This window comes from Lentzea albidocapillata, from assembly GCF_000719115.1.
GTDB classification, from domain to species: domain Bacteria; phylum Actinomycetota; class Actinomycetes; order Mycobacteriales; family Pseudonocardiaceae; genus Lentzea; species Lentzea albidocapillata.
Map to the genome: position 1 here is coordinate 72,708 of NZ_JOEA01000027.1, position 20,666 is coordinate 93,373.

The window sequence follows — 20,666 nt, forward strand, 5'->3', positions numbered from 1 at the left end:
AGCGATTCCTTCCCGTGGAGGACCCTCGTTCCACGTTCGAGAACGCGGAACGAGGGACGGTATCAGCGGCCGCGATGGGTTCGTGTCACTTACCGTCGGGGCTGTCGTGACAGCCCGCATAACACTGGTTGCACTTGACGGACTGCGTGTTCCAGAGCTCGGCATCGAGCGGGAACCCAGCCGCGCGGATGGCCTTGATCGTGCCGTTCAGCACGAGCGGCCCTTCCTGGCCATCGTCAGGCAGGTGCGGGATGTGGTGGATGTAGCGGCCGTTGTTGTTCTCGTCGCAGAACAGGAAGTAGTTGGGCGTGTCGAGCATGAAGCTGTGCACGCCCTCGTCGACGATCGGCGTCGGTCCCATCGGCACATCCGGGTTCTCGCCCGCGACCACGAGGTAGGCGACGGCCTGCCCGAAGATGCGCTCGGCCATCTCGCGGTCCCTGTCACGGTCACGCATGATCAGCCGAACCTCTCGGTCCCACACCTCAGCTGACACGCAGGCCCTCGGATCGCGCACGGTCACCGCAGTAGACATGTTGCATCTCCTTGTTGAGTGATCATGACCTTGGATTGCTCCGCATCGAGGCTGACGTCGTGCAGACGTCGAGCGACGGCCCCATAACCAGCGACCGCAGACTCCTCCTCGACGAAGAGGCTGGAGTTCTCGTTCTGCAGCCACACGATTGGCTCATGCTTCTCAAAGTCCAGCTTCGTGAACGACCCGTTCATCCCAGCGTGCGCACCTAGCGCTGCCGGAACGATTCGAATGGAGAAGCTGGGACGATTCCCCGAAAAAAGAAGGTGCTGCAGCTGCTCGACATGAACCTCGCGACTGCCGACTTGAAGCGAGAGAGCCAGCTCGTGGATGAAGAAGGTGCAGTGTGAAACGCGCCTGAGAAGCCCCTGCATCTCAGCTTGAGCCGCTACCCGTTCCTCCAGCTCATCCGTCGGGATGTTCACGGATGCACGCATAACCTCGCGGGCGTAGTCAGCCGTCTGCAAGAAGCACGGCACTACATGGGCTTGCCAGTCAACGATCGACCTGGCGACGGCCAGATGCCCGACCGCAGTGCGGAGACGAACAGGACTGCAAGCGCCGTGCTGCTGCCACCACCCTTTGACATGGGTCTCCCGAAAGAGCGCGAGTAGATGCTCACGTTCGGGAAGCGGGGTTCGGCAGGCGCCCAGCAGAATGGCCACTTCGAGTTCGGTGGCACCGCCCTTGCCTTGCACGAGATCGGAGAGCTTGCTCTCGTGCCAGCCGACCATCGCGGCGACCGCCCGTGAGGACAAGCCCGTGGCTCCGATGGCCGCCCGTAGCCCGTCACCGAACTCTCGCCGACGCGCTGTGGACACTCTCCTTGGCATGCTCAAAGGAAACCGCACGTCAGAGCACCCAGGAACCCCGTCGGGCGATGATCTTGCAACACAACTTGTCCCCGTCATACGGGGTTAAGTTGTAACCTAGGCTGGTGACGCCCCCGTTTCGGAGCCTCCGCCAGGAACAAGCCGCACTTTCCGCGACCGCGCGTTCTCAGCACAGAACCTGGATCGAGATCGCGCGCAACTTCTCCGAGCGCTACGGCGTCAACATGCGCACCGCCTTCCGCCTCGCGCGGGGGTGGACTCAGCGTGAAGCAGCGGAGCACTGGAACATCAGGTGGCCCACCGACACCAAATCGTCCAAAACCTTCTCGTACTGGGAGACCTGGCCCTCACCAACCGGTCATGAGCCATCCATCGGCGTACTGAACCGACTCGCCGAACTCTACGAGTGCAGTACGAGCGACCTCGTTTCCGACTGCGCCGACTTCCGATCGTCCGACCCCGCATTCCGCACTGCGCAGCAACTCGAACTGATCGGGAACACGAGATCCGGCCTGAACGTCGCCGACCTCGTCGACCAACTCGGACGAGCTGTGCTGCTGAAAGCCACTTCGACGCTGGACAGCGCCGACGAGGACGAACTCGCCTCCGCAGCAACCGGCGAAGGCGGGACGTCCCGACGCCTGACTGGCATCTGGCTGAGCAGGTACCACTACCGCAGCGAAGGCCGCAACGAAGAGTTTGTCGGCGAGCACTACCTGGTACTTCGCCGGCAGAAGAACCGTCTTACGGCACAAAGCCTTCCACACACCACAGGATCGAGCATGACGCTCGATCTGATCACTGACGCCTCAGTCGTCACGGGGACATGGCGTGAGACCACCTCACCAATCGGCTACTACCGAGGCGCTGTGTACCACGGCACCCTGCAAATGGTGGTGGACCCGTCCAGTCGGCGGATGCACGGGATGTGGCTGGGCTTCAGCCGCAAGTTCTCGATCAACACCGGCCGCTGGGAACTGGAATGGTGCGCCAGCGACACTTCAAAGGACGTCCAGCGGGCTTACGAACTGAAGCTTTGATCCGGTCCCGTTACAACAGCGACGACCCGCTCACCGCTGCGGAACACTCCCTGCTCGATCAACGCGAAAACGCCGTACATCATCTTGGCGACGTACACCCACTCCAGGCGCAGGCCATGGCGCGCCTCGAAGTCGTCGATGAACGCATCGAGTTCACCGCGTCGCTTCGCGAAACCGCCGAAGTGGAACTCGGTGCGGACTGTCCAATTGGAACTCACGGCACCGAACGCCTCACGCTGCAGGCGCTCGACATCCCCAACGAGGAAGTCTCCGCCCTTCAACGCGGCGAACCCCACCGCCGTCTGGTTCTTCCGCAGACCATGAGCGATCCCGGCAAGCGTGCCGCCAGTACCGCAGGCACAGCAGACCGTGTCGAACTCGATGTCGATCTCGGCAGGCAGTTCAGCACATCCCTTGACCGCCAGGGCATTGCTGCCGCCTTCGGGCAGCAGGTAGAAGTCACCGAACTGTGCACGCAGCCGATCGAGCACGTCCGCATCCGTCTTGTGCCGGTAAGTGTCACGATCGTGGTACGTCAGCACCATGCCCCGTCGAGTCGAAAAGGCGAGGACGCTGTTGAGCGGCTCGTGCGCCTCGCCACGAATCACGCCCACGGTCTCAAACCCGAAGTGATGCCCTGCCGCCGCCGTCGCGGCGATGTGGTTCGAGTAGGCGCCACCGAAGGTCAGCAGCCGGGAGTGCCCTTGTTCCTTGGCAGCCGCGAGGTTGTAGCGCAACTTGCGCCACTTGTTGCCGGTGAACTCCGGATGAATCAGGTCGTCCCGTTTCAGGTAGAGCCGCACCCCGTGGCGACGAACCCGCTCATCGTGCAACTCCTCGATCGGCGACGGCAGCCGAAAAGCCGGGCTGTTCACGGCTTCCCCTCTCGGTCGCCGGCACAACCAGATCATCCCGAATGCCGGAGTGCGGGAGCCTGAGGGCAGAGCCCTCAGGCAACGGACAACAGTCACCAACGAACCCGGGGGACGATTTACGAACGAAACGCGTCAGTACAAAGCAGAAGCCAGCTTCCGCCGAGCCGCAGCAACCCGAGGATCATCCGCCGGGAACAGCTCAAACAGCCCAACCAAATGCTGCCGAACCCGATCCCGATCCTCCCCATAAACCCGCCGAACAGTCTCAACCAACCGAGAAAACGCCTCACCAACCATCTGCCCGGCAACCTGAGCATCAGCAGCAGCAAGCTGAGCGTCGATGTCCTCAGGCGCCGCATCAGCCTTGGCGATCACAGCAGGATCGACAGCCTCGGCCCGCTCAGCGAACCGAGCCTGCGCAAGCCCTTCCTTGGCCAGCTCATTCCCAGGCTCAGAGGCAAGAATCTCCGAGTAGTACCCCTGAGCAGCAACGTAATCGCCCCGCTCAAAGGCCTCCTCGGCAGCAACGATCCGAGGATCCTCAACCACCTCGTCCTCGGCGACAGGAACACCCCCGGCCCGAGCCTCCCCGGCACGAATCCCAGGCAGCCGCTCCCGCAGAGCGTCCAGCAACCGGGCGATCCACTCCGACAACTCGGCATCGGCGATGGGCCCGGCAAAAGCATCAATGGGCTGACCAGCGGCAACGGCGACGGTCGTGGGCACCGACTGAACGCCGAACGCCTGCCCGATCCGGGGCGCGGTCTCGAGGTCGACCCGCGCGAGGATCCAGGACCCGCCGGAAGCCGTGGCGAACCGGGTCAGCGAAGCAGCAAGCTGCTGCGACTCGGGGCTGTAGGAGGCGCCCAGCAGCACCACGACGGGCACCTGCAGGGACTGCTCGACCACGGCCTGGAAGGAGGCCTCGGTGACGTCCACGATCCACGGCGCGGAACCGTTGTCGGGTGCGGGGGCATCACCGGCGGGGGCCGGCGTGGCAGCGGCGGTGCGGGCAGCGTCGGCTCGGGCCTTCAGGGCGCCCAGGTCGACGGCGCCGGAAAGTGCGGCGGACAGTGCGGCGGTCTTGCGAGGATCAGGCCTTGTCACGTGTTCCATCCTGGCACGGCTAGTTCCCGGACCGGGTCCAGGGCCATCGGGTTGACGCGCATCGCCTCGTTGGCTGAGGCGATGCGCAGAGCAAGCGGTGTCATCAGGTCGATGAACCGCTTTGTACCAACTGCACCCAGCGCTTCCCACGGTGCGAGAGCGGCCATGTCGGTCGCACGCTCGACTGCGGCAAGGTCGCCGGGCAGATCAACAACTGCTTCCCATTCTTCGACAGTCCAACCACGCGCCGTGCGCATGTATGCCGGATCGAGGGAATGCTCACGCGCGTAGAGCGCAAGCGCTTGGCACGGGCCCACGCCCGCGGCCACCAGGGCTGCCACGTGGCCGTCGCCGCGGGCCTCCCGCAGGATCGTGCAGGCGTGCCACAGGGCCAGATGAGGCTCGATGGGCCACGGCAACGCGCGGTTCGCGGCAGCCAGCGGACGCCCGGCTATGGGAGCCGCCAGTGCCGCCGTCCTGGCCAGCGATGCCGCCTCGGCGATCTCGGCCGTGTCCACCGAGCCCAGCAGGCGCCTCAACGCTCCGTCGGCACCCTCCAGCCGCACCCGCAGGTACGTGGAGGGCGAGGCGACCGCCCACGCGTCCGGCAGCGCGCGGGACACCATGCGCGGTGCGAAGTTGTAGAAGACCGCCGTCACCAGTTCCGGCGACGCGGCGCCCAGGGGTGCGGCGCGCATGCCGAAATAGCCCATCCAGCCGCCCTTGCAGCCCAGCGCGTCCGTCGCCGCGCGGGATTCGGGCGTGAAGTACGTGACGTCGTGGTAGGGCTCGAACCTCAACCACAGTTGCCTCGCGTCCACGCCCGACACGCTAACCCAGTGAACGGCGGCGCACGGGTGCACTCACCGTCACGGCGTAGAGCTTTCGGCCATCCGGGGAGACGCGTTAAGCCTCCCGTCACACTCCACTCCCGGCCTGCCGGACACGGGCCACGAACGGCGTCTCACGAAGTGTCGGAGAGGTGCTCCTCGATGCGTTCGACCTTGGCCCTCAGTTGCCCGGAGTAGCCGGGCCGGATGTCCGCCTTGAGCACGAGCGACACGCGTGAGGCACTGGCCTGCACGGCTTCCGTCGCGCGCTTGACCACGTCCATCACCTCGTCCCAATCCCCCTCGACCAAGGTGAACATCGCGTTCGTTTCATTGGGCAGGCCGGACTCCCGCACGATCCGGATCGCCTCGGCGACCGCCTTGGCGACACTTCCGGATTCGTCCGAACCGGACGGAGCAACACTGAACGCGACAAGCACACGTGCCTCCTGCTGATCCACGAGTGGTACTGACTGGTAGCTTCCGTGCACATGACACCGCTGCCGTTCGATCCGATCGCCCGCGCGGCCGAACTGTGGGACGACCGGGTGGGTTCCGCCACGGCGATGGCGGCCGTCACGAGCGTCATGCGTGTCCAGCAAATCATCCAGTCCGCCGTGGACGCAGCCCTCAAACCGCACGGACTCACGTTCGCGCGCTACGAGGCGTTGGTGCTGCTCTACTTCTCCCGCAAGGGCGCGCTACCGATGCGCGTGATGGGCGAGCGCCTGCAGCTGCACCCGACGAGCGTCACCAACATCGTCGACCGGCTGGAGAGCGACGGCCTCGTCCGCCGCACGCCGCACCCGACCGACCGCCGCACCACGCTGGTCGAGATCACCGACGCCGGACTGCAGCGCCGTGAGAGCGCGACCGCGGCCGTCGTCGACGTCAACCTGGGCCTCAGGGGCCTCACCGACCGCCAGACCGAGCAGCTCACGGACCTGCTCGCGAAGGTCCGCCGGGCCAGCGGCGACTTCGAGGATTAATTCGGTTGGGCGGTCAGGCCGGCCTGTGGCCTGATGGGCCCATGTGGGATCGACCGGACCGCTCCATCATCGCGCTCGTCAGCACGCCCAGCGGGTTCACCGGGCGCACCAGGACGATTCCGGTCGGGACACCGAACTGGAACCACGTCGAACCGGTCAACACCGCCCTGCGCGACCTGCTCGGCGTGGAGACCAGCGTCCTGCGCCTGATCTCGGTCGAGGGCGGCAAGGTGCCGTTCGGCGGCGTCGTCACCTACCACGTCGAGGCGCACGGCGAACCCGATCGAACCCACCTCGAACCCGCCGACGCTCCCGAACCGGACGCTGAGCACAGGCTGCCGTGGGCACGGCTCGGCGGCCCGTCCGAACTCGTCGAGTGGGCGGACTCGGTGATCACCCGCACCGGCCCGGCGGTTCAGGGACGGACGTGGAACCTCTCCAGCGTGCACCGGCTTCCCACCACGCAGGGGACGGTCTGGCTCAAGGCCGTGCCGCCGTTCTTCGCCGACGAGGGCACGGTGATCAAGATGGTCGCCACCCATGACCCTGCCCTGGTGCCCGAGGTGCTGGCCAGCGCGCCGAACCGGGTGCTGCTCAGCCAGGCCGAGGGCGCCAACTGCTGGCCGGTGACCCCTGCGCAGATCGAGGACGTCGTACCCCGCTGGGTCGCCGTCCAGCACGCACTGGCCGGGGAGGCGCGACTACCGCCGTCCGCCGTGCCGATGCCCGACTTCGGTCTGCCCGACACGCTCACGCACGGCGACTTCCATCCCGGCAACTGGCGCAGCAGCGGAGTGGTCATCGACTGGTCCGACGCCGTCTGGGGTCATCCGGCGCTTGACGTGTGCCGGCTCATGGAGTACGCCAAGCCCGAACTGCACGACCTGATCCGGCGCGTGTGGAGCGAGGCATGGCTCTCGCACCGCCCGGACAGCCGGCCGCTGGAAGCCCTGGAGATCGCGCCCCGCGCGTCCCGGCTGCACAACGCGGTGAAGTACCAGGAGTTCCTCGACAACATCGAGGCCTCCGAACGGATCTACCACGAGGGCGACCCGCAGATCGAGCTCCGCGAGGCGCTCAGAGCTGTTCGGCGGCCGGCTCGCTGAGGCGGCCGGTCTTCGAGGCCCAGCGCTCGAAGATCACCGTGCCGAACGGCGGGATGCTCGACAGCAGGCCGAGGACCAGCGTGCGGGCGTTCCACTTCAGCGGTTCCTTCGTCATCAGCGTGACGAGGATGAAGGCGACGAAGACGAAGCCGTGGATCGGGCCGAAGATCTTGACGCCGATCTCGTTCTGCACGACGACGTACTTGAAGAACATCCCGAGCAGCAGGCCCGCCCAGGAGATGGCCTCGGCCAGGGCGAGGATGCGGAACCGTCCGACCACGCTGGAGAACGTCATGGCTCACCATCATGAACCGTGACGGGGAGCACACGACCACCGGGCCTGTCCTGGTCTGTCCTATTCCTCCCATTTGAAGACGCGCGAGGCGACGAACCCGACCACCAGCGAGAAGCCGACCAGGATGGCGCCCGGGACGACCAGCGCCTCGATCCCCTTGCCCCGCACCAGCACGTCGAGCATGCCGTCGTTCATGTGCCGCAACGGGAAGATCTTCGAGACGGTCTGCAGCCACGCGGGCGCCTGGTCGACGGGGAAGAACGTGCCGGACAGGAAGGCCATCGGCAGCACCACGATGTTCGCGGCCGCCGACGCCGCCTCCTCGGTCTTGGCGAACGCGCCGACGAGCATGCCGAGCGCGAAGAACGCGATGGTTCCCAGCAGCAGCAACGGGATCGCGAGCCACCACTGCCCGGAGAGCTGCAACCCGAACACCGGCAGCGACGCGACACCGATGAAGATCGCGCCCTGCACCAGGGCCACACCGGCGCTGACCAGGATCCGCGACGACAGCACGGAGGTCGTCGAGATCGGGGCGAGCCGGATGCGCCGCAGCACCTGCTTGCGCCGCCACGACACGAGAGTCAGCGCCGAACCGAACACCGCCGACACCGCCACACCCCACGACAGGATGCCCGGCGTCAGGAACTGGATCGGCTTGAGCGACGCGTCCTCGACCTTCTCCGCGGCGAACGTGAAGGTCGGCGGCTGACCGGTCGCGGCGAGGTTCGCCCTGTCCACGAACCCGTTGACGATCCCGAGAACGATCGCCGACTGCACCTGGTCGCTCTGCGCGAACCGCACGTCGACCTGCTGACCGCGGATGATCAAGGCGGCCGGAAGGTCGCCGTCCTTCACCTTCCGCACAGCGGCATCGACGTCGTTGTACGACTCCAGCTCCAGCGCGCCGCTGTCGCGCAGAGCGCTGACGATCGGGCCGTCGCCGACGAGCGCGATCCTGGGCTTGTCCGCGCCGGCGTCACGCAGGATCAGGCCGAAGATGACGAGGAACATCAGCGGGAACAGGAAGGTGAAGAACAGCGTCACCTTGTCCCGGATGAAGCCCTTGAACATCGCCACCGAAAGCGTCCTGAACGCGGTCATGCGCGGTACTCCCGGCCTGTCAGGTTGAGGAAGACGTCTTCGAGGGTGGCCGTGCGGACCTGCAGGCCGTCGAGCGCACCGCGTTCGGCCAGCGCCGACAGCACTGGAGCGGGGCGGCGCGTGGAGAGCGTCAGCGACACCTCGTCCTCGTGGGCCTCGTCGACGCCGTCGAGCGCGGAAGCGTCCACAAGGGACAGAACGCCCTTCTGCAGTGTCACGTGGGTCGGCGCGTCGAGGCCGCGCACCAGTACCGGCGGCCGGTCGAGCGCGAGGATCCTGCCGGTGTCCATGATGGCCACCCGGTCGCAGAGGATCTCGGCCTCGTCGAGGTAGTGCGTGGTGTAGACGATGGTCTTGCCGCGTTCCTTGATGGCCCGCAGCACGTCCCAGAGGTTGCGGCGGGCCTGCGGATCGAGCGCCGCGGTCGGTTCGTCGAGGAACACGATGTCCGGGTCGTGCACCAGCGCGCACGCGATCGAGAGCCGCTGGCGCTGGCCGCCGGAGAGCTTGTTCTCCTGCTCGTTCGCCTTGTCCGCGAGGCCGACCAGTTCCAGCATGTCCGCAGCCGTGCCGGCGCTCACGCCGTAGAGCGCGCCGAACGTCTGCAGTTGCTCCTTCGCCGTCAGCTTCTCGAAGAACGCCGACGCCTGCAGCTGGACACCGATGCGCGGCAACAACTTCACGTTGCGTGGCCACGGGCTCTCACCGAGCAACCGCACCTCGCCGCTGTCGGGCTTGCGCAGGCCCTCGATGATCTCCAGCGTGGTGGTCTTCCCGGCGCCGTTGGGTCCCAGGATGCCGAAGAACTCGCCCTCCGCCACGGTGAACGAGACCCCGTCCACCGCCTTCAGGTCGCCGTAGCTCTTGCGGACGTCCCGCACCACGACCGCCGACCGTTCCTCCGTCATGGGCGAGACGGTAGGTCAGCGCCTGTCGCACCACGTCACGAAACGACGAAAGTCGCCGCGAAGTCGAGACGAACGAGTTCAACCACCCGCGACGAGCAACGGGCAAGCGGTGTGCACTTCGTTCAACCTGCGTAGCGCCGCGGCGAACTGCTCGAAGCGGGCACGGGGAACGGCCGCGCGGACCTCGTTGATCACCTGCCACAGGTAGCGGCGCTCGGCGGTCTCCACGACGGGCTGCGGTGCGTGTCCGGGGACGTCGGCGGCGAACGCGAGGGCCACCTCCGCAGCACGCAGGCACGCGGTCGCGAGCGTCACGCAGTCCTCGGCGAGCGGGCAGTCGTCCTGTGCGCGCACGACACCGCTGACGGCGAACCGGACGGCCTGCATCAGCGCCAGGTAGAGGCGCTGACCGGCCTGGGTGCGTTCGAGCGGGAGGTTCTCGGTGCCGCAGCCGGGTGTCACGACGGTCATGCCGACCTGGGGGCGGCGCAGCACGTGGTCGAAGAGCGCGGTCGGCGCCCAGAGCAGGGTGCGCCAGGAGTCCTCGGGGATCGAGGTGCCCATCCTGGCCGCGTTCTCCAGCACGTCGAGGTAGGCGATGAGGACGCCGGAGAGGAAGACGCCGCCGCGGTCGCCGCCGACCCGCACGACGCCGAAACCTTCGTCGAGGCAGGAGTCCTGGGCCCAGTAGCCGGGCGTCCACTCGATGACGCCGCTGCTCGCGAGGACCACGCGCGCGAGGCGCTGGTGCACGGGCGACGCCGAGAGCACCGTGTCGTCCAAACCCATCTGGACGAGCATGGAGGCGGCGTGCCGCAGCGACTCGCGCCGCTGCGGCACGAGGTCGGGGTGCAGCAGGCGGAACGGTTCCACGTCGCCCCCTTCCGTCGTCGTGCTCACGATGAACGGAGGGGGGCCGGAAGTCATCCGGATGAACCGCAGCGTTACGTCTCAGTTGGACGCGTCAGTACGACCGGGCCCAGGCCGCGAGCTGCGCTCGAGTCGAAAGATCCAGCGTGGTCTTCACGTTGTGCACGTGGGATTCCACAGTGCGGTGCGAGATGCCGAGCTTGGCCGCGACCTGCGCGTTCGTCAGTCCCCGCGCCACCAGTTCGACGACCATCCGCTGCCGGTCGCTGAGCACCGGGTGCCGCACCATTTCCTTGTCCAGCGCGGTTTCCAGGGCGTGCCGCGCGTCCATCGCCCGGCCCGCGCCGAGCGCTCGCTGGAATGCCGGTTGAGAAAGGGATTCCCGCGCGAGGTCCAGTGCGGCGGCCGTCTTCCGCCGCCACCACGCTTCCGGCGGAACGACCCACGTCGTGCGCATCTGCTGACAGGCGACCAGAAGCCGCACGCCGAGCTCGTGCCGTCCGGACGCCATCGCGACCAGGCCACGGCCCTCGACCGACTCCAGCGCGGCCCGCGGTGTGTCCGCCGTCAGGCGCGCGCCCTCCGCGAACCGGGCGCCTGCCGTCACCAAATCCCCGCGCTCCAACGCGATGCAGCCCGCCGTGTGCACCGCGACGGCCACGACATCCTGCCGTGCATGAACTCTGAGCACCGGCAACGCGCCCTCGACCAGCACGGCGGCCGCGTCCACGGCACCGTCGGCGAGCAGTCGCCAGCCGAGGTTATGGCTCGACACAGCGACACTCACGTCGTTGCCGTTACGTACGCCGTGCTCGATCGAACGGCGCAACGCCGCTGCGGCATTCGACACGTCGCCCATGCCGTCGTAAGCGCCCGCTAACGTCCGGAACAGACGGCACATGATCAGATCCTGCCCGCCCGACTCCGCCGTCTCGATCGCCTCGGCGGCGTACCGCACCGCCTCGTCGTGCCGTTCCTCGTGGCTCGCCAGCAGAGACGCGTACTCCAGCGCGAGGATCCTGTAGCGGGCGTCGGCGGGCGACTGGTGCAGCACCTGCATCAGCACCGCGCCGGCCTGGGCGAAGCAACCGCGGTCGAAGCACACCCTGAGCAGCATCGTGGCGAGCATCAGCCGCCTGTCGTCCTGCGGTGCGACCAGATGAGCGAACGCGTACGCCACGTTGTCGTACTCCCGGTGCTGCGTCCTCACCTGCTCCGGCGTGAGAATCGACGACGAGACGCCGGGTTCGCCCTTCTCGCAGAGCCACGCGATGATCCGTTCCGCCGTCACCCCGTGCTCGCCGTGCTCCTCCAGCCGTTCCCCGGCATAGAGGCGAACGGATTCGAGCATCCGGAACCGGGCGTCGGACTCCCGCACCACCAACGACTTCGCCTGCAACGCCGTGAGCAGCCCGATCACCTCGCCGCCGTGGACGACCTGGGCGATGTCCAGCCCGAACCCGCCGGGCAGCAGCGCGAGCCGCCGGAACAGCTCCTGCTCGCCGGCGGCCAGCAGGTCGTGGCTCCACGCGATGGCCGCACGCAGGCCGTCGAGCAGGTCGAGCCGGTGGTCGAGGCGGTCCGCGAGCTCGGCCAGCGGCACGGACCCGGACAGCTTCGCCGCCAGTTCGACGGCCAGCGGCACGCCGTCCAGACGCGCGCAGATCGCCGCGATCGCGTCGGGGTCGCCGCTGGTCCCGGCGCGTTCGACGAACAGCTCCGCCGCGTCGGCCATGCCGTGCAGCGGGTAGACGACCTCGCCGACGGATCTCAACGCTTCCCTGCTGGTCGCGAGGACCTGCACGCGCGGACATCGCGACAACAGCGCGTCCACGACCGCGCAGCACTCCTCGGCGAGATGCTCGCAGTTGTCGACGAGCAGCAGGATTCGCCGATTGCCCAGTTCCTGGAGCAACGTCGTCCGCAGCGCGACACCCGCGCGTTGGTACACGCCAACGGCTTCCGCGAACGCTTCCACCACCTGCCCCGGGCGGCTCAGCCTGCCCAGCTCGACCGTGCGAACCTCGGCACGTCTGGCGCGTCTCGCGAGCTCGACCGCGAGCCGCGTCTTCCCGATTCCGGCCGACCCCACGAGCGTGAGCATCCTGTGCTTGCGCAGCAACAAAAGCAGCTCCGCCAGCTCGCTTTTCCTGCCGACGAACGCGTCTTCGTGGCCGGGCAGCTCGGCGACCACAGTGGACGCACCCGCGCAACGCCGGCGGTAGGCACGCTGACGGCACGCGTTCGAGCAGTACCGCGCCCGCGACGGCAGGGGCGCGAACTCCGTGCCACAGCTCGCGCAAACGCCCATCACGTGAGCGTACGACCGTTCGGCGTCTCAGTTGGAAAGTGTGCGGAGGTCGACCACGAGCGTGGTCCCCGAGAACAGTTCCGCGAGTTCGATCCGATCCTTCGCCTTCGAGCGCCAGCCGCTCCGGATCCGCTGCACCACCTGCGTCTTCGTGACGTCGGCCGCCTCCGCCTCGATCACGATGTCCTTGCCGTTCTCCAGGTGGATCACGGCCCTCGTGAACTTCGGGGCGTGTGGCACGAACTCACCGGTTCCCGGCACCGCCGGGTACATCCCGAGCGCGCTGAACACGTACCAGGCCGACATCGTGCCGAGGTCGTCGTTGCCCGTGACGCCCGCCGGCCCGTTGACGAACAACGTCTGCGCTGCCCGCACGACCACCGACGTCTTCTCCGGCTTGCCGATGAGCGCGTACATCCACGGCGCGTGCAGATCGGGTTCGTTGTTCGGGTTGTACCTGAACTGGTTGTAGTAGTCGTACGGCCCGACGACCCACTTCTCGCGGACCGTCCGTTTCGGGTCGACGAGCAGGTCCTCGTACGCGAAGAAGTCGTCCAGCCGCGCCTCGGCCGCCGCCTTGCCGCCGAGCGCCGTGATCAACCCGGCGATGTCGTGCTGGCACAGCCACTGGTACTGCCACGCCGTGCCCTCGTGGAACCCCTCCGGCCCCTGCGGGGTGAACGGGGTGAGCCAGGCGCCGTTCTGCAGCTTGGGCCGCGGGAACCCGGTGAAACCCCGGTCCGTGACGCTGTTGTCCCAGAGGGCGCGGTGGTTGAGGCCCCGAGTGCGCAGTCGTTCCGCGTCCTCGGTGTGGCCCAGCGCCTCGGCCATGATCGCGAGCGTGGCGTCGGCCAGCGCGTACTCCAGGGTCGCCGACGCGCCGTGGTGCGGATCGGTGTCCTGGCCCTTCTTCGGGAAGCGCTTGTCGTACTGGACGAAGCCCTTGGCGAGGTAGTTCGGGTTGCCGGACCTGCCCTGGAAGCGGGAGCTCTGCGGCGGGACTCCGTCGGCGTTCTGCAGCAACGCCTGGTACGCCTGCTCCTCGAAGCCCGCGAGGTGACCGAAACGCCACAGGTCGACCAGGAACGGCGTGACCGGGTCGCCGGTCATGCAGTTGGTCTCCTGGTTCGCGTACGCCCAGCGCGGCAGCCAGCCGCCCTGCTCGTGGATCGCCAGGATGCTCCGCGCGATGTCCTTGCTCCTGGTCGTGCGGAGCAGCGCGAGGAGCTGGTTGTGGGCCCGGTAGGTGTCCCACAGCGAGTAGTACTCGTAGTAGGTCCAGCCGTCGGCCTGGTGGATCTGGCCGTCGAAGCCGCGGTACCGGCCGTCCGCGTCGCTGCCGGTCAGCGGCTGGAGCAGCACGTGGTAGAGCGCGGTGTAGAAGACCGCGCGCTCGTCCCAGTCCTCTGTCTCGATCTCGATGCACCCGAGCTCCGCGCGCCAGGCCTCCTGCGCCTCGTTACGCATGTCGTCGAAGGTCTTGCCGGTGGTCTCGGTCTCCAGGTTGTTCCCAGCACCCTGTGCGTCCACTTGGGACAGTGCGGTCATGGCCGTGACCGGGCCCGGCCCGAACGTGACCCAGGCACCCCGGAGTCCGGCGCCTCCCGCGGACTCCCGCTGCCCCGGCCTGGATCCGGACGGGCCCCAGGTGCCGAACTCCTCGAACGGGCGGTCGAACCTGGTGGTGAAGTAGGTGACGTACGGGCGGCCTCCGCAGAACGCCTGCGTCTCCACGGTTCCGGTGATCGTGCGGTCGTCCAGAACCTTGACGGAGCTCGCGCTGACGGGTTCCTTGTCGTTGGCCTGCCCGACGTTGACGAGCAGCGTGCCCCTGACGCCACCGGGGAAGGTGTACCGCTCGACACCGGCCCTCGTGGTGGCGGTGCATTCGACGGTGATGTCCCGGTCCAGCTTCACCTTGTAGTAGCCGGGTTTGCCGATCTCGCCGTCGTGCGTGTACGCGCTGGCGTACCGCTTGTGGTCGAAGGTCTGCGGCAGTCCGGTGACCGGGAGGATCGGGACCAGCCCGCCCTGCTCCCAGCACCCGGCGCCGGACAGGAAGAAGTGCCCGAAGCCGCGGATCTGCTGGTCGTCGTAGCGGTAGCCGGCGTAGTGGGAGCCGATCGGGCTGGAGTGGGCCTTGCCGAACGGCATGGACGCGCCGGGGAAGGTGTTTCCCTCGTCCTTCGTGCCGATGAAGGTGTTGACCGACTCGATGGGATCCAGTGCGTCCACGAGATTCACCCTAGTGGTGTGGCCCGGAAGGTTGCCGGGCGAATTCGCGGTCAGACGGGCGCATCGCGGCGCCGCCCCCACGTCCTCGTACTGGATGTACGAGGGCGTGGGGGCGGCGTCGTGAGGTGTCCTGCTGAGCGTGAATTACCCAGCCGACCTTCCGGGTCGCACCACTAGCGATTCCGGGGCCTGGCGGGACGGCCGAGTAGTCCGGTCGGGTGGCAAGGGACCGGGCCGGGGTGCGACCCGCCGCCGCATGCGCACCCCGGCCCGGGGGCCTTCTCGCCGGACTCGCGAGCGCCGTGGGCTGCCAACGCTGTCCGTCACCAGATCATTGCTGAGCGCACATGGTCAAGGTCAAGACCAGGGCGATCACTTGTCCTGTTCCGGACATTCGACAACGTAATGGGGGCACGCTTGAACGGTCAGGAAGTGTTGACAAGGCCGTAAAGCCAAGGTGAGATACGCCCACTATGACAACGTTGTCCCCCAGCGGGCCCGTAGCCGGTCAGCGCAAGGTACGTCGTGCGACGATGAACGACGTCGCGCGGCTCGCAGGCGTGAGCATCAAGACCGTCTCGCGCGTGGTCAACGACGAACCGGGCGTGCACCCGTCCACCGCCGAGCGCGTGCTCGCGGCCATCGACCAGCTCGGGTTCCGGCGGAACCTGAGTGCCCGCAACCTGCGCCGGGGCTCGTCCACCGGCACGATCGGGCTGGTGCTGGAGGACGTCGGCAACCCGTTCTACTCCGGCGTGACCCGCGCTGTCGAGGAAATCGCCCGTCTGCGCGGCAGACAGGTGATCTCGGGGTCGTCCGACGAGGACCCGGGCCGTGAGCGCGAGCTGGCACTGGAGTTCTGCAGCAGGCGCGTGGACGGGCTGCTGATCGTGCCCGCCGGCCTGCAGCACAGCTACCTGGTGCCGGAGATGCGCGCCGGCACGCCCGTGGTGTTCCTGGACCGGCCCGCGGGTGACGTCGTGGCGGACACCGTGCTGGTGGACAACATCGGCGGCACCGTCGAGGCGGTCACGCACCTGGCCTCGCACGGGCACCGCCGGATCGCGTTCCTCGGGGACGCGCCGGACATCTTCACGGCCAACGAGCGCCTGCGCGGTTATCGCGAAGGGTGCGTGCGGGCGGGCATCGGCTACCACGAGGAGCTCGTGGCGATGGGGCCGCACGACGAAAGCAGTGTCAGGACCACGTTGCAGCGCCTGCACAGCATGCGGGAGCCCGCGACGGCGATCGTGGCCGGCAACAACCGCATCACCGTCTACATCCTGCGCTCACTCGCGGGCGTCGCCGAAAGACCCGCGCTGGTGGGCTTCGACGACTTCGAACTCGCTGACCTGTTGTCGCCGCCGGTGACCGTGATCGCGCACGACGCGAGCGCGCTCGGCAAGGCGGCCACCGATTTGTTGTTCGCCCGACTGGATGGCGACAACTCACCACCGCGCCGCGTCGTGCTGCCGGTGCGCTTGGTGCCACGAGGATCCGGGGAGGTCCACGCGTGAGTTCTGGTGTTCTCCACCAGCCCGTCAACTTGCCCGCCAACCAGCCGAAGCAGTTCTACCGCGGCGGTGAGGCGATCGCCGCGTTGCGCGGCGGGACCAGCGGCGACTTCGGCCCCGAGGACTGGGTGGCGTCGACGACGTCGCTCTACGGGCGCGACGATGCCGGGTTGACAACGTTGCCAGACGGCGTACTCCTGCGCGACGCGGTGAAAGCGGACCCGACCGGCTGGCTCGGCGCCGACCACGCGGCGAAGTTCGGCGGCGACACGGCATTGCTGGTGAAGCTGCTCGACGCGGGCCAGCGCCTGCCGGTGCACTGCCACCCGTCGAACGCCTTCGCGGCCTCGCACCTGAACTGCCGCCACGGCAAGACGGAGGCGTGGATCGTCGTCGGCACCACCGGCTCGAACCCGACCGTCTACATCGGATTCCGCGACGACGTGCCCGCGGACACGGTCGCCGGCTGGGTCGCCACGCAGGACACGAAGGTGATGCTCGACGCGCTGAACCCGGTCTGCGTCCGGCCCGGCGACACGGTGTTCGTGCCCGCCGGCGTACCGCACGCGATCGGCGAGGGCGTGTTCATCGTCGAACTGCAGCAGCCCACGGACTTCTCGGTGACGCTGGAGTGGCAGGGTTTCCTCGCCAACGCCGACATCGGCCACCTCGGCCTCGGCTACGACGTCGCGCTCGACTGCGTCGACCGGCGGGGCTGGAGCGGCAAGCTCGAGCAGCTGGTGCACCAGACGTCCGAGAAGTGGGCGCCGTCGGTCGATCTCCTCGGCCACGACGCGGACCCGTTCTTCCAGGCCGACCGCCTGCACGTCGAGGGTTCCTTCACGCTGGAGCCGTCGTTCGCCGTGCTGGTGGTGCTGGAGGGCGCGGGCAAGCTCGGTGAGCTGGAAGTGCACAAGGGCAGCACGCTCGTCGTGCCGCACGCGGCGGGCGAACTCGGCCTGACCGGTGACCTGGTGGCGATCCGCTGCCGTCCACCCGTTCTGTCCACAGTGGAGGATGTGACGCCATGAGCCAGCCGTTGCTGGAGGCTCGTGATCTCACGAAGTACTACGGCACCGTGGAAGCTCTGCGCGGTGCCTCGTTCACCGCTTACCCCGGTGAGGTCGTGTCGCTGATCGGCGACAACGGCGCGGGCAAGTCCACCCTGGTGAAGTGCCTGTCCGGGGTGGAGCAGCCGACCGGCGGCACGCTGATGTTCGATGGCGAGCCGCTCATCCTGAACTCCCCCAACGACGCCCGCGGCCTGGGCATCGAGACGGTGTTCCAGGACCTCGCGGTCGCGCCGGACCTCGACCCGGCCGCGAACATGTTCCTGGGCAGGGAGATCCTCAAGCCCGGCGTCCTCGGGTTCCTGGGCGTGCTCGACAAGAAGGCGATGCGCCGGCAGGCCACCGAGCACTTCACCCGGTTCGGCGCGACGCTGCAGAGCATCGACGTGCCGATCGCCGCGTTGTCCGGTGGCCAGCGCCAGTCCGTCGCGGTCGCGCGGTCGGTGGCGTGGGCGTCGAAGCTCGTGTTCATGGACGAGCCGACGGCCGCGCTCGGTGTGATGCAACGGGAACGCGTGCTCGACGTGATCAAGCGCGTTCGCGACGAGGGCATCGCCGTCGTGCTGATCTCGCACAACATGCCCGAGGTGCTGTCGGTCTCCGACCGCGTCGAGGTGCTGCGCCTCGGCCGTCGCGTGGCCCGTTTCAAGGCTTCCGAGACCAGCGTGGAAGAGCTCGTCGGCGCGATGACCGGCGCGCTGACCCAGGAGGACGCGGCCTGATGATTGACGAGAAAAAGGACGACAACGTTGTCACTGGGTCCGATCATTCAACAGCCGATGAGCAAGGCCGGTCTATCCTGCGACGCCTGACCAGCGCGAACACGCTCTGGATCGGGCTGGTGCTGCTCGTCCTGGTCGCCACGTTCGGCGCGATCCGGCCGGACGCGATCTTCCAGGTGACCACGCTGCAGTTCCTGCTCGCGGAAACGGCCGTGCTGCTGGTGCTCTCGGTCGGCATGACGTTCGTGATCATCACGTCCGGCATCGACCTGTCCGTCGGTTCGGTGCTGGTGTTCGCGTCGGTGGCTTCCGCCATGGCGATGAACTCCGTGTCCGGCGGTGACGCGACGAACGCCGGCTGGGGCGTGATCGCGTTCGGGCTGCTGGTCGCGGTGGTCAGCGGCGCGGCCTGGGGTCTGCTCAACGGCCTGCTGATCTCGCGCGCGAAGATCCCGGCGCTGATCGTGACCCTGGGGTCGTTCGGTGCGGCGCAGGGCGCGGCCCTGTTGCTGAACAACGGTTCCAACGTGTCCGGCATCCCGGACAGGCTGAACCGCACCTTCGGTTCCGGCACGTACCTCGGGATTCCGAACATCGTGATCGTGGCCGCGGTCGTCACCGCTCTCGGCGCGTTGCTGCTGTCGACCACGCGGTTCGGCCGCTACACGTACGCGGTCGGCTCGAACGAGGAGGCGGCACGGCGCGTCGGCATCTCGGTGCGCGGCCACCTGACGAAGGTGTACCTGCTCGCGGGCACCCTGGCGGGTCTCGCGGGGTTCATGGGCAACGCGTTCTTCCGCGTCGCGGTCGTCACCGGCCACGAGACGGACAACCTGAACGCGATCGCCGCCGTCGTCCTGGGTGGCACCAGCATCTTCGGCGGCATGGGGTCGGTGCTGGGCACGGTCTTCGGCGTGTTCATCCCGGCGGTGCTGGAGAAGGGCCTCGTGATCATCGGGGTCAAGGAGTTCTGGCAGCCGATCGCCGTGGCGATCGTGCTGGTGGCCGCCGTGTGGCTGGACCAGACACGACGTCGGGCGCGCAACCAACGTTAGGAAAGGTGCTGGACCAATGAAGATCCGCTCCGCAGTGGCTGTCTCAGCCGCTTTCCTGCTCGCCGCGTGTGGCGGGGGTGGGCAGATTGGTGACTCGGGTTCGGGCGACTCGGCCACGAACAAGAAGCTGGTGCTGATCCCCGGCATCACGGCGGAACCGTTCTACATCTCGATGCAGTGCGGTTTCGAGGAGGCGGCGAAGGCCGCGGGCTACGAGTTCGACACGCAGGCCCCCGCGAAGTTCGACGCGGCCCAGCAGACCCCGATCGTCACGGGCATCCTCGCGTCGAAGCCGGCCGCGGTCCTGATCGCGCCGACCGACGACAAGGCCATGGCAGGCCCGATGAAGCAGCTCAAGGACGCCGGCATCAAGGTCGTCGAGGTCGACACCAAGCTGCAGGACACCTCCATCGGCGTCTCCTCGGTCTCCTCCAACAACGAGCAGGGCGGCAAGCTCGCGGCCGAGACGCTGAACAAGCTCGCCGCCGGCAAGTCCGGCTCGGTGCTGGTGCTCAACACCAAGGCCGGCACGTCCACGACGGACGCGCGCGCCAAGGGTTTCGAGGACGCCATCAAGGCGTTCCCGAACCTCAAGTACATCGGCCAGCAGTACACCGACAACGAGCCCGCCACCGCGGCCTCGAAGGTGACCGCGACCCTGGCCGCGAACCCGGACCTGATCGGCGTGTTCGCGACCAACCTCAACACCGGTGAGGGCGCGGCGACCGGCCTGCGCAACGCGGGCAAGACCGGCACGGTGAACCTCGTCGGCTTCGACGCCTCGCCGAACCAGGTGAAGGACCTGCAGGGCGGCACCGTGCAGGCCCTGATCGCCCAGGACCCCGCCACGATCGGCAAGCAGGGCGTCGAGCAGGCCCTGGCCGCGATCGACGGCAAGGAGAACAAGCGCAACATCGAGACGGACCTCGTCGCCATCACGAAGGACGACGCGTCGGCCAACTCGAAGTACTTCTACAAGGAGTCCTGCTGAGTTCTGCCTCCCGAAGGGCCGTTCCCACCTAGGGCCTGTATCGAAGTCCCGTCCGATGAGAGGCGCGCCTGAGGTGGTTCCTGACGGTGCGGCCGAACGGCCCGCATACCGCTGTTGTATGTGGGCCGTTCGGCCGTGCCGTCAGGGGCCGCGTCAGGCCCGGCTATCGCGGACATGGACTTCGATACAGGCCCTAGGTGTACTGATCGGAGAGGTTAGGAACGCGGCTGGCGGGTGGTTGGCCTGCGAGTGCGGTGTGGCCGCGGTGGTGATTGT

20 protein-coding genes are annotated in these 20,666 nt (G+C 67.7%); 8 read left to right on the forward strand and 12 right to left on the reverse strand.

The window, feature by feature from the left end:
• Positions 1-85: 85 nt before the first annotated feature.
• On the reverse strand, positions 86-535 hold the full coding sequence (locus IG04_RS0136415; protein ID WP_030481292.1) for a hypothetical protein: 450 nt from the start codon (positions 533-535) through the stop codon (positions 86-88).
• Positions 520-1,446 carry a helix-turn-helix domain-containing protein gene (locus tag IG04_RS44560; protein WP_084401329.1) on the reverse strand — a complete coding sequence of 309 codons (927 nt, stop codon included), beginning with the start codon at positions 1,444-1,446 and terminating at the stop codon, positions 520-522. Before IG04_RS44560 ends, IG04_RS0136415 begins: the two co-directional genes overlap by 16 nt.
• 26 nt (positions 1,447-1,472) lie before the next feature.
• Between IG04_RS44560 and IG04_RS44565 the strand changes: the two genes are divergently transcribed.
• Positions 1,473-2,408: a helix-turn-helix domain-containing protein gene (locus IG04_RS44565; protein ID WP_051771413.1), complete on the forward strand. Its 936-nt coding sequence runs from the start codon at positions 1,473-1,475 to the stop codon at positions 2,406-2,408.
• Here the strand turns inward: IG04_RS44565 and IG04_RS0136430 are convergent.
• From IG04_RS0136430 to IG04_RS0136445, 4 genes are all read right to left on the reverse strand, one after another.
• Positions 2,390-3,283 (reverse strand): 1-aminocyclopropane-1-carboxylate deaminase/D-cysteine desulfhydrase, encoded by an 894-nt coding sequence (locus IG04_RS0136430; RefSeq protein WP_030481295.1) that lies wholly within the window; start codon positions 3,281-3,283, stop codon positions 2,390-2,392. The two genes, IG04_RS44565 and IG04_RS0136430, sit on opposite strands and share 19 nt — an antisense overlap.
• Positions 3,284-3,415: 132 nt before the next feature.
• A complete protein-coding gene (locus IG04_RS0136435) occupies positions 3,416-4,390 on the reverse strand; it encodes a tetratricopeptide repeat protein (protein WP_030481296.1) in 975 nt (324 codons plus the stop codon).
• Positions 4,387-5,211, reverse strand: coding sequence for an SCO6745 family protein (locus tag IG04_RS0136440; RefSeq protein WP_051771432.1), 825 nt, complete (start codon positions 5,209-5,211; stop codon positions 4,387-4,389). Before IG04_RS0136440 ends, IG04_RS0136435 begins: the two co-directional genes overlap by 4 nt.
• 143 nt (positions 5,212-5,354) lie before the next feature.
• Positions 5,355-5,660 (reverse strand): MTH1187 family thiamine-binding protein, encoded by a 306-nt coding sequence (locus tag IG04_RS0136445; protein WP_030481298.1) that lies wholly within the window; start codon positions 5,658-5,660, stop codon positions 5,355-5,357.
• 51 nt (positions 5,661-5,711) lie between these two features.
• Between IG04_RS0136445 and IG04_RS0136450 the strand changes: the two genes are divergently transcribed.
• Both IG04_RS0136450 and IG04_RS0136455 read left to right on the forward strand, forming a co-directional pair.
• The gene (locus tag IG04_RS0136450) at positions 5,712-6,209 is read left to right on the forward strand and encodes a MarR family winged helix-turn-helix transcriptional regulator (RefSeq protein ID WP_030481299.1); all 498 of its coding nucleotides are present in this window, start codon (positions 5,712-5,714) and stop codon (positions 6,207-6,209) included.
• Between the two features lie 41 nt (positions 6,210-6,250).
• Positions 6,251-7,315, forward strand: a complete 1,065-nt coding sequence (locus tag IG04_RS0136455; RefSeq protein ID WP_051771423.1) for a phosphotransferase — start codon at positions 6,251-6,253, stop codon at positions 7,313-7,315.
• Here IG04_RS0136455 and IG04_RS0136460 read toward each other — a convergent pair.
• The 6 genes from IG04_RS0136460 to IG04_RS0136485 all read right to left on the reverse strand — a co-directional run bounded on the left by IG04_RS0136460 (position 7,287) and on the right by IG04_RS0136485 (position 15,038).
• Positions 7,287-7,610 carry a DUF3817 domain-containing protein gene (locus IG04_RS0136460; RefSeq protein WP_030481301.1) on the reverse strand — a complete coding sequence of 108 codons (324 nt, stop codon included), beginning with the start codon at positions 7,608-7,610 and terminating at the stop codon, positions 7,287-7,289. The two genes, IG04_RS0136455 and IG04_RS0136460, sit on opposite strands and share 29 nt — an antisense overlap.
• Before the next feature lie 60 nt (positions 7,611-7,670).
• The gene (locus tag IG04_RS0136465; protein ID WP_030481302.1) at positions 7,671-8,714 is read right to left on the reverse strand and encodes an ABC transporter permease; all 1,044 of its coding nucleotides are present in this window, start codon (positions 8,712-8,714) and stop codon (positions 7,671-7,673) included.
• Positions 8,711-9,622 carry an ABC transporter ATP-binding protein gene (locus IG04_RS0136470; RefSeq protein ID WP_030481303.1) on the reverse strand — a complete coding sequence of 304 codons (912 nt, stop codon included), beginning with the start codon at positions 9,620-9,622 and terminating at the stop codon, positions 8,711-8,713. The genes IG04_RS0136465 and IG04_RS0136470 overlap by 4 nt, the downstream gene beginning before the upstream one ends.
• Before the next feature lie 78 nt (positions 9,623-9,700).
• The gene (locus IG04_RS0136475) at positions 9,701-10,495 is read right to left on the reverse strand and encodes a hypothetical protein (RefSeq protein WP_144065378.1); all 795 of its coding nucleotides are present in this window, start codon (positions 10,493-10,495) and stop codon (positions 9,701-9,703) included.
• Between the two features lie 91 nt (positions 10,496-10,586).
• The gene (locus tag IG04_RS0136480) at positions 10,587-12,803 is read right to left on the reverse strand and encodes a helix-turn-helix transcriptional regulator (RefSeq protein ID WP_084401327.1); all 2,217 of its coding nucleotides are present in this window, start codon (positions 12,801-12,803) and stop codon (positions 10,587-10,589) included.
• Positions 12,804-12,830: 27 nt separating this feature from the next.
• Positions 12,831-15,038, reverse strand: a complete 2,208-nt coding sequence (locus IG04_RS0136485) for a GH92 family glycosyl hydrolase (protein ID WP_245816221.1) — start codon at positions 15,036-15,038, stop codon at positions 12,831-12,833.
• Positions 15,039-15,571: 533 nt separating this feature from the next.
• On the opposite strand from IG04_RS0136485, the gene IG04_RS0136490 reads away from it, so the two are divergent.
• From IG04_RS0136490 to IG04_RS0136510, 5 genes are read left to right on the forward strand one after another with little or no spacing between them, the layout of a single operon-like run.
• Positions 15,572-16,555, forward strand: a complete 984-nt coding sequence (locus tag IG04_RS0136490; RefSeq protein ID WP_030481307.1) for a LacI family DNA-binding transcriptional regulator — start codon at positions 15,572-15,574, stop codon at positions 16,553-16,555.
• On the forward strand, positions 16,552-17,583 hold the full coding sequence (locus IG04_RS0136495; protein ID WP_030481308.1) for a class I mannose-6-phosphate isomerase: 1,032 nt from the start codon (positions 16,552-16,554) through the stop codon (positions 17,581-17,583). The genes IG04_RS0136490 and IG04_RS0136495 overlap by 4 nt, the downstream gene beginning before the upstream one ends.
• Positions 17,580-18,344 carry an ATP-binding cassette domain-containing protein gene (locus IG04_RS0136500; protein WP_030481309.1) on the forward strand — a complete coding sequence of 255 codons (765 nt, stop codon included), beginning with the start codon at positions 17,580-17,582 and terminating at the stop codon, positions 18,342-18,344. The genes IG04_RS0136495 and IG04_RS0136500 overlap by 4 nt, the downstream gene beginning before the upstream one ends.
• Complete coding sequence (locus IG04_RS0136505; RefSeq protein WP_051771426.1) at positions 18,344-19,399, forward strand: ABC transporter permease; 1,056 nt, start codon at positions 18,344-18,346, stop codon at positions 19,397-19,399. The genes IG04_RS0136500 and IG04_RS0136505 overlap by 1 nt, the downstream gene beginning before the upstream one ends.
• A 16-nt stretch (positions 19,400-19,415) precedes the next feature.
• Positions 19,416-20,390 (forward strand): ABC transporter substrate-binding protein, encoded by a 975-nt coding sequence (locus IG04_RS0136510; RefSeq protein WP_030481311.1) that lies wholly within the window; start codon positions 19,416-19,418, stop codon positions 20,388-20,390.
• The last annotated feature ends 276 nt before the right edge of the window (positions 20,391-20,666 follow it).

Excerpts from the sequence above, each read along its gene's own strand:
- IG04_RS0136415 (WP_030481292.1), bottom strand. The coding sequence starts at position 535 with ATGTCTACTGCGGTGACCGTGCGCGATCCGAGGGCCTGCGTGTCAGCT.
- IG04_RS44560 (WP_084401329.1), bottom strand. The coding sequence starts at position 1,446 with ATGACGGGGACAAGTTGTGTTGCAAGATCATCGCCCGACGGGGTTCCT.
- IG04_RS0136450 (WP_030481299.1), top strand. The coding sequence starts at position 5,712 with ATGACACCGCTGCCGTTCGATCCGATCGCCCGCGCGGCCGAACTGTGG.
- IG04_RS0136455 (WP_051771423.1), top strand. The coding sequence starts at position 6,251 with ATGTGGGATCGACCGGACCGCTCCATCATCGCGCTCGTCAGCACGCCC.
- IG04_RS0136460 (WP_030481301.1), bottom strand. The coding sequence starts at position 7,610 with ATGACGTTCTCCAGCGTGGTCGGACGGTTCCGCATCCTCGCCCTGGCC.
- IG04_RS0136465 (WP_030481302.1), bottom strand. The coding sequence starts at position 8,714 with ATGACCGCGTTCAGGACGCTTTCGGTGGCGATGTTCAAGGGCTTCATC.
- IG04_RS0136470 (WP_030481303.1), bottom strand. The coding sequence starts at position 9,622 with ATGACGGAGGAACGGTCGGCGGTCGTGGTGCGGGACGTCCGCAAGAGC.
- IG04_RS0136480 (WP_084401327.1), bottom strand. The coding sequence starts at position 12,803 with ATGGGCGTTTGCGCGAGCTGTGGCACGGAGTTCGCGCCCCTGCCGTCG.
- IG04_RS0136490 (WP_030481307.1), top strand. The coding sequence starts at position 15,572 with ATGAACGACGTCGCGCGGCTCGCAGGCGTGAGCATCAAGACCGTCTCG.
- IG04_RS0136500 (WP_030481309.1), top strand. The coding sequence starts at position 17,580 with ATGAGCCAGCCGTTGCTGGAGGCTCGTGATCTCACGAAGTACTACGGC.
- IG04_RS0136505 (WP_051771426.1), top strand. The coding sequence starts at position 18,344 with ATGATTGACGAGAAAAAGGACGACAACGTTGTCACTGGGTCCGATCAT.
- IG04_RS0136510 (WP_030481311.1), top strand. The coding sequence starts at position 19,416 with ATGAAGATCCGCTCCGCAGTGGCTGTCTCAGCCGCTTTCCTGCTCGCC.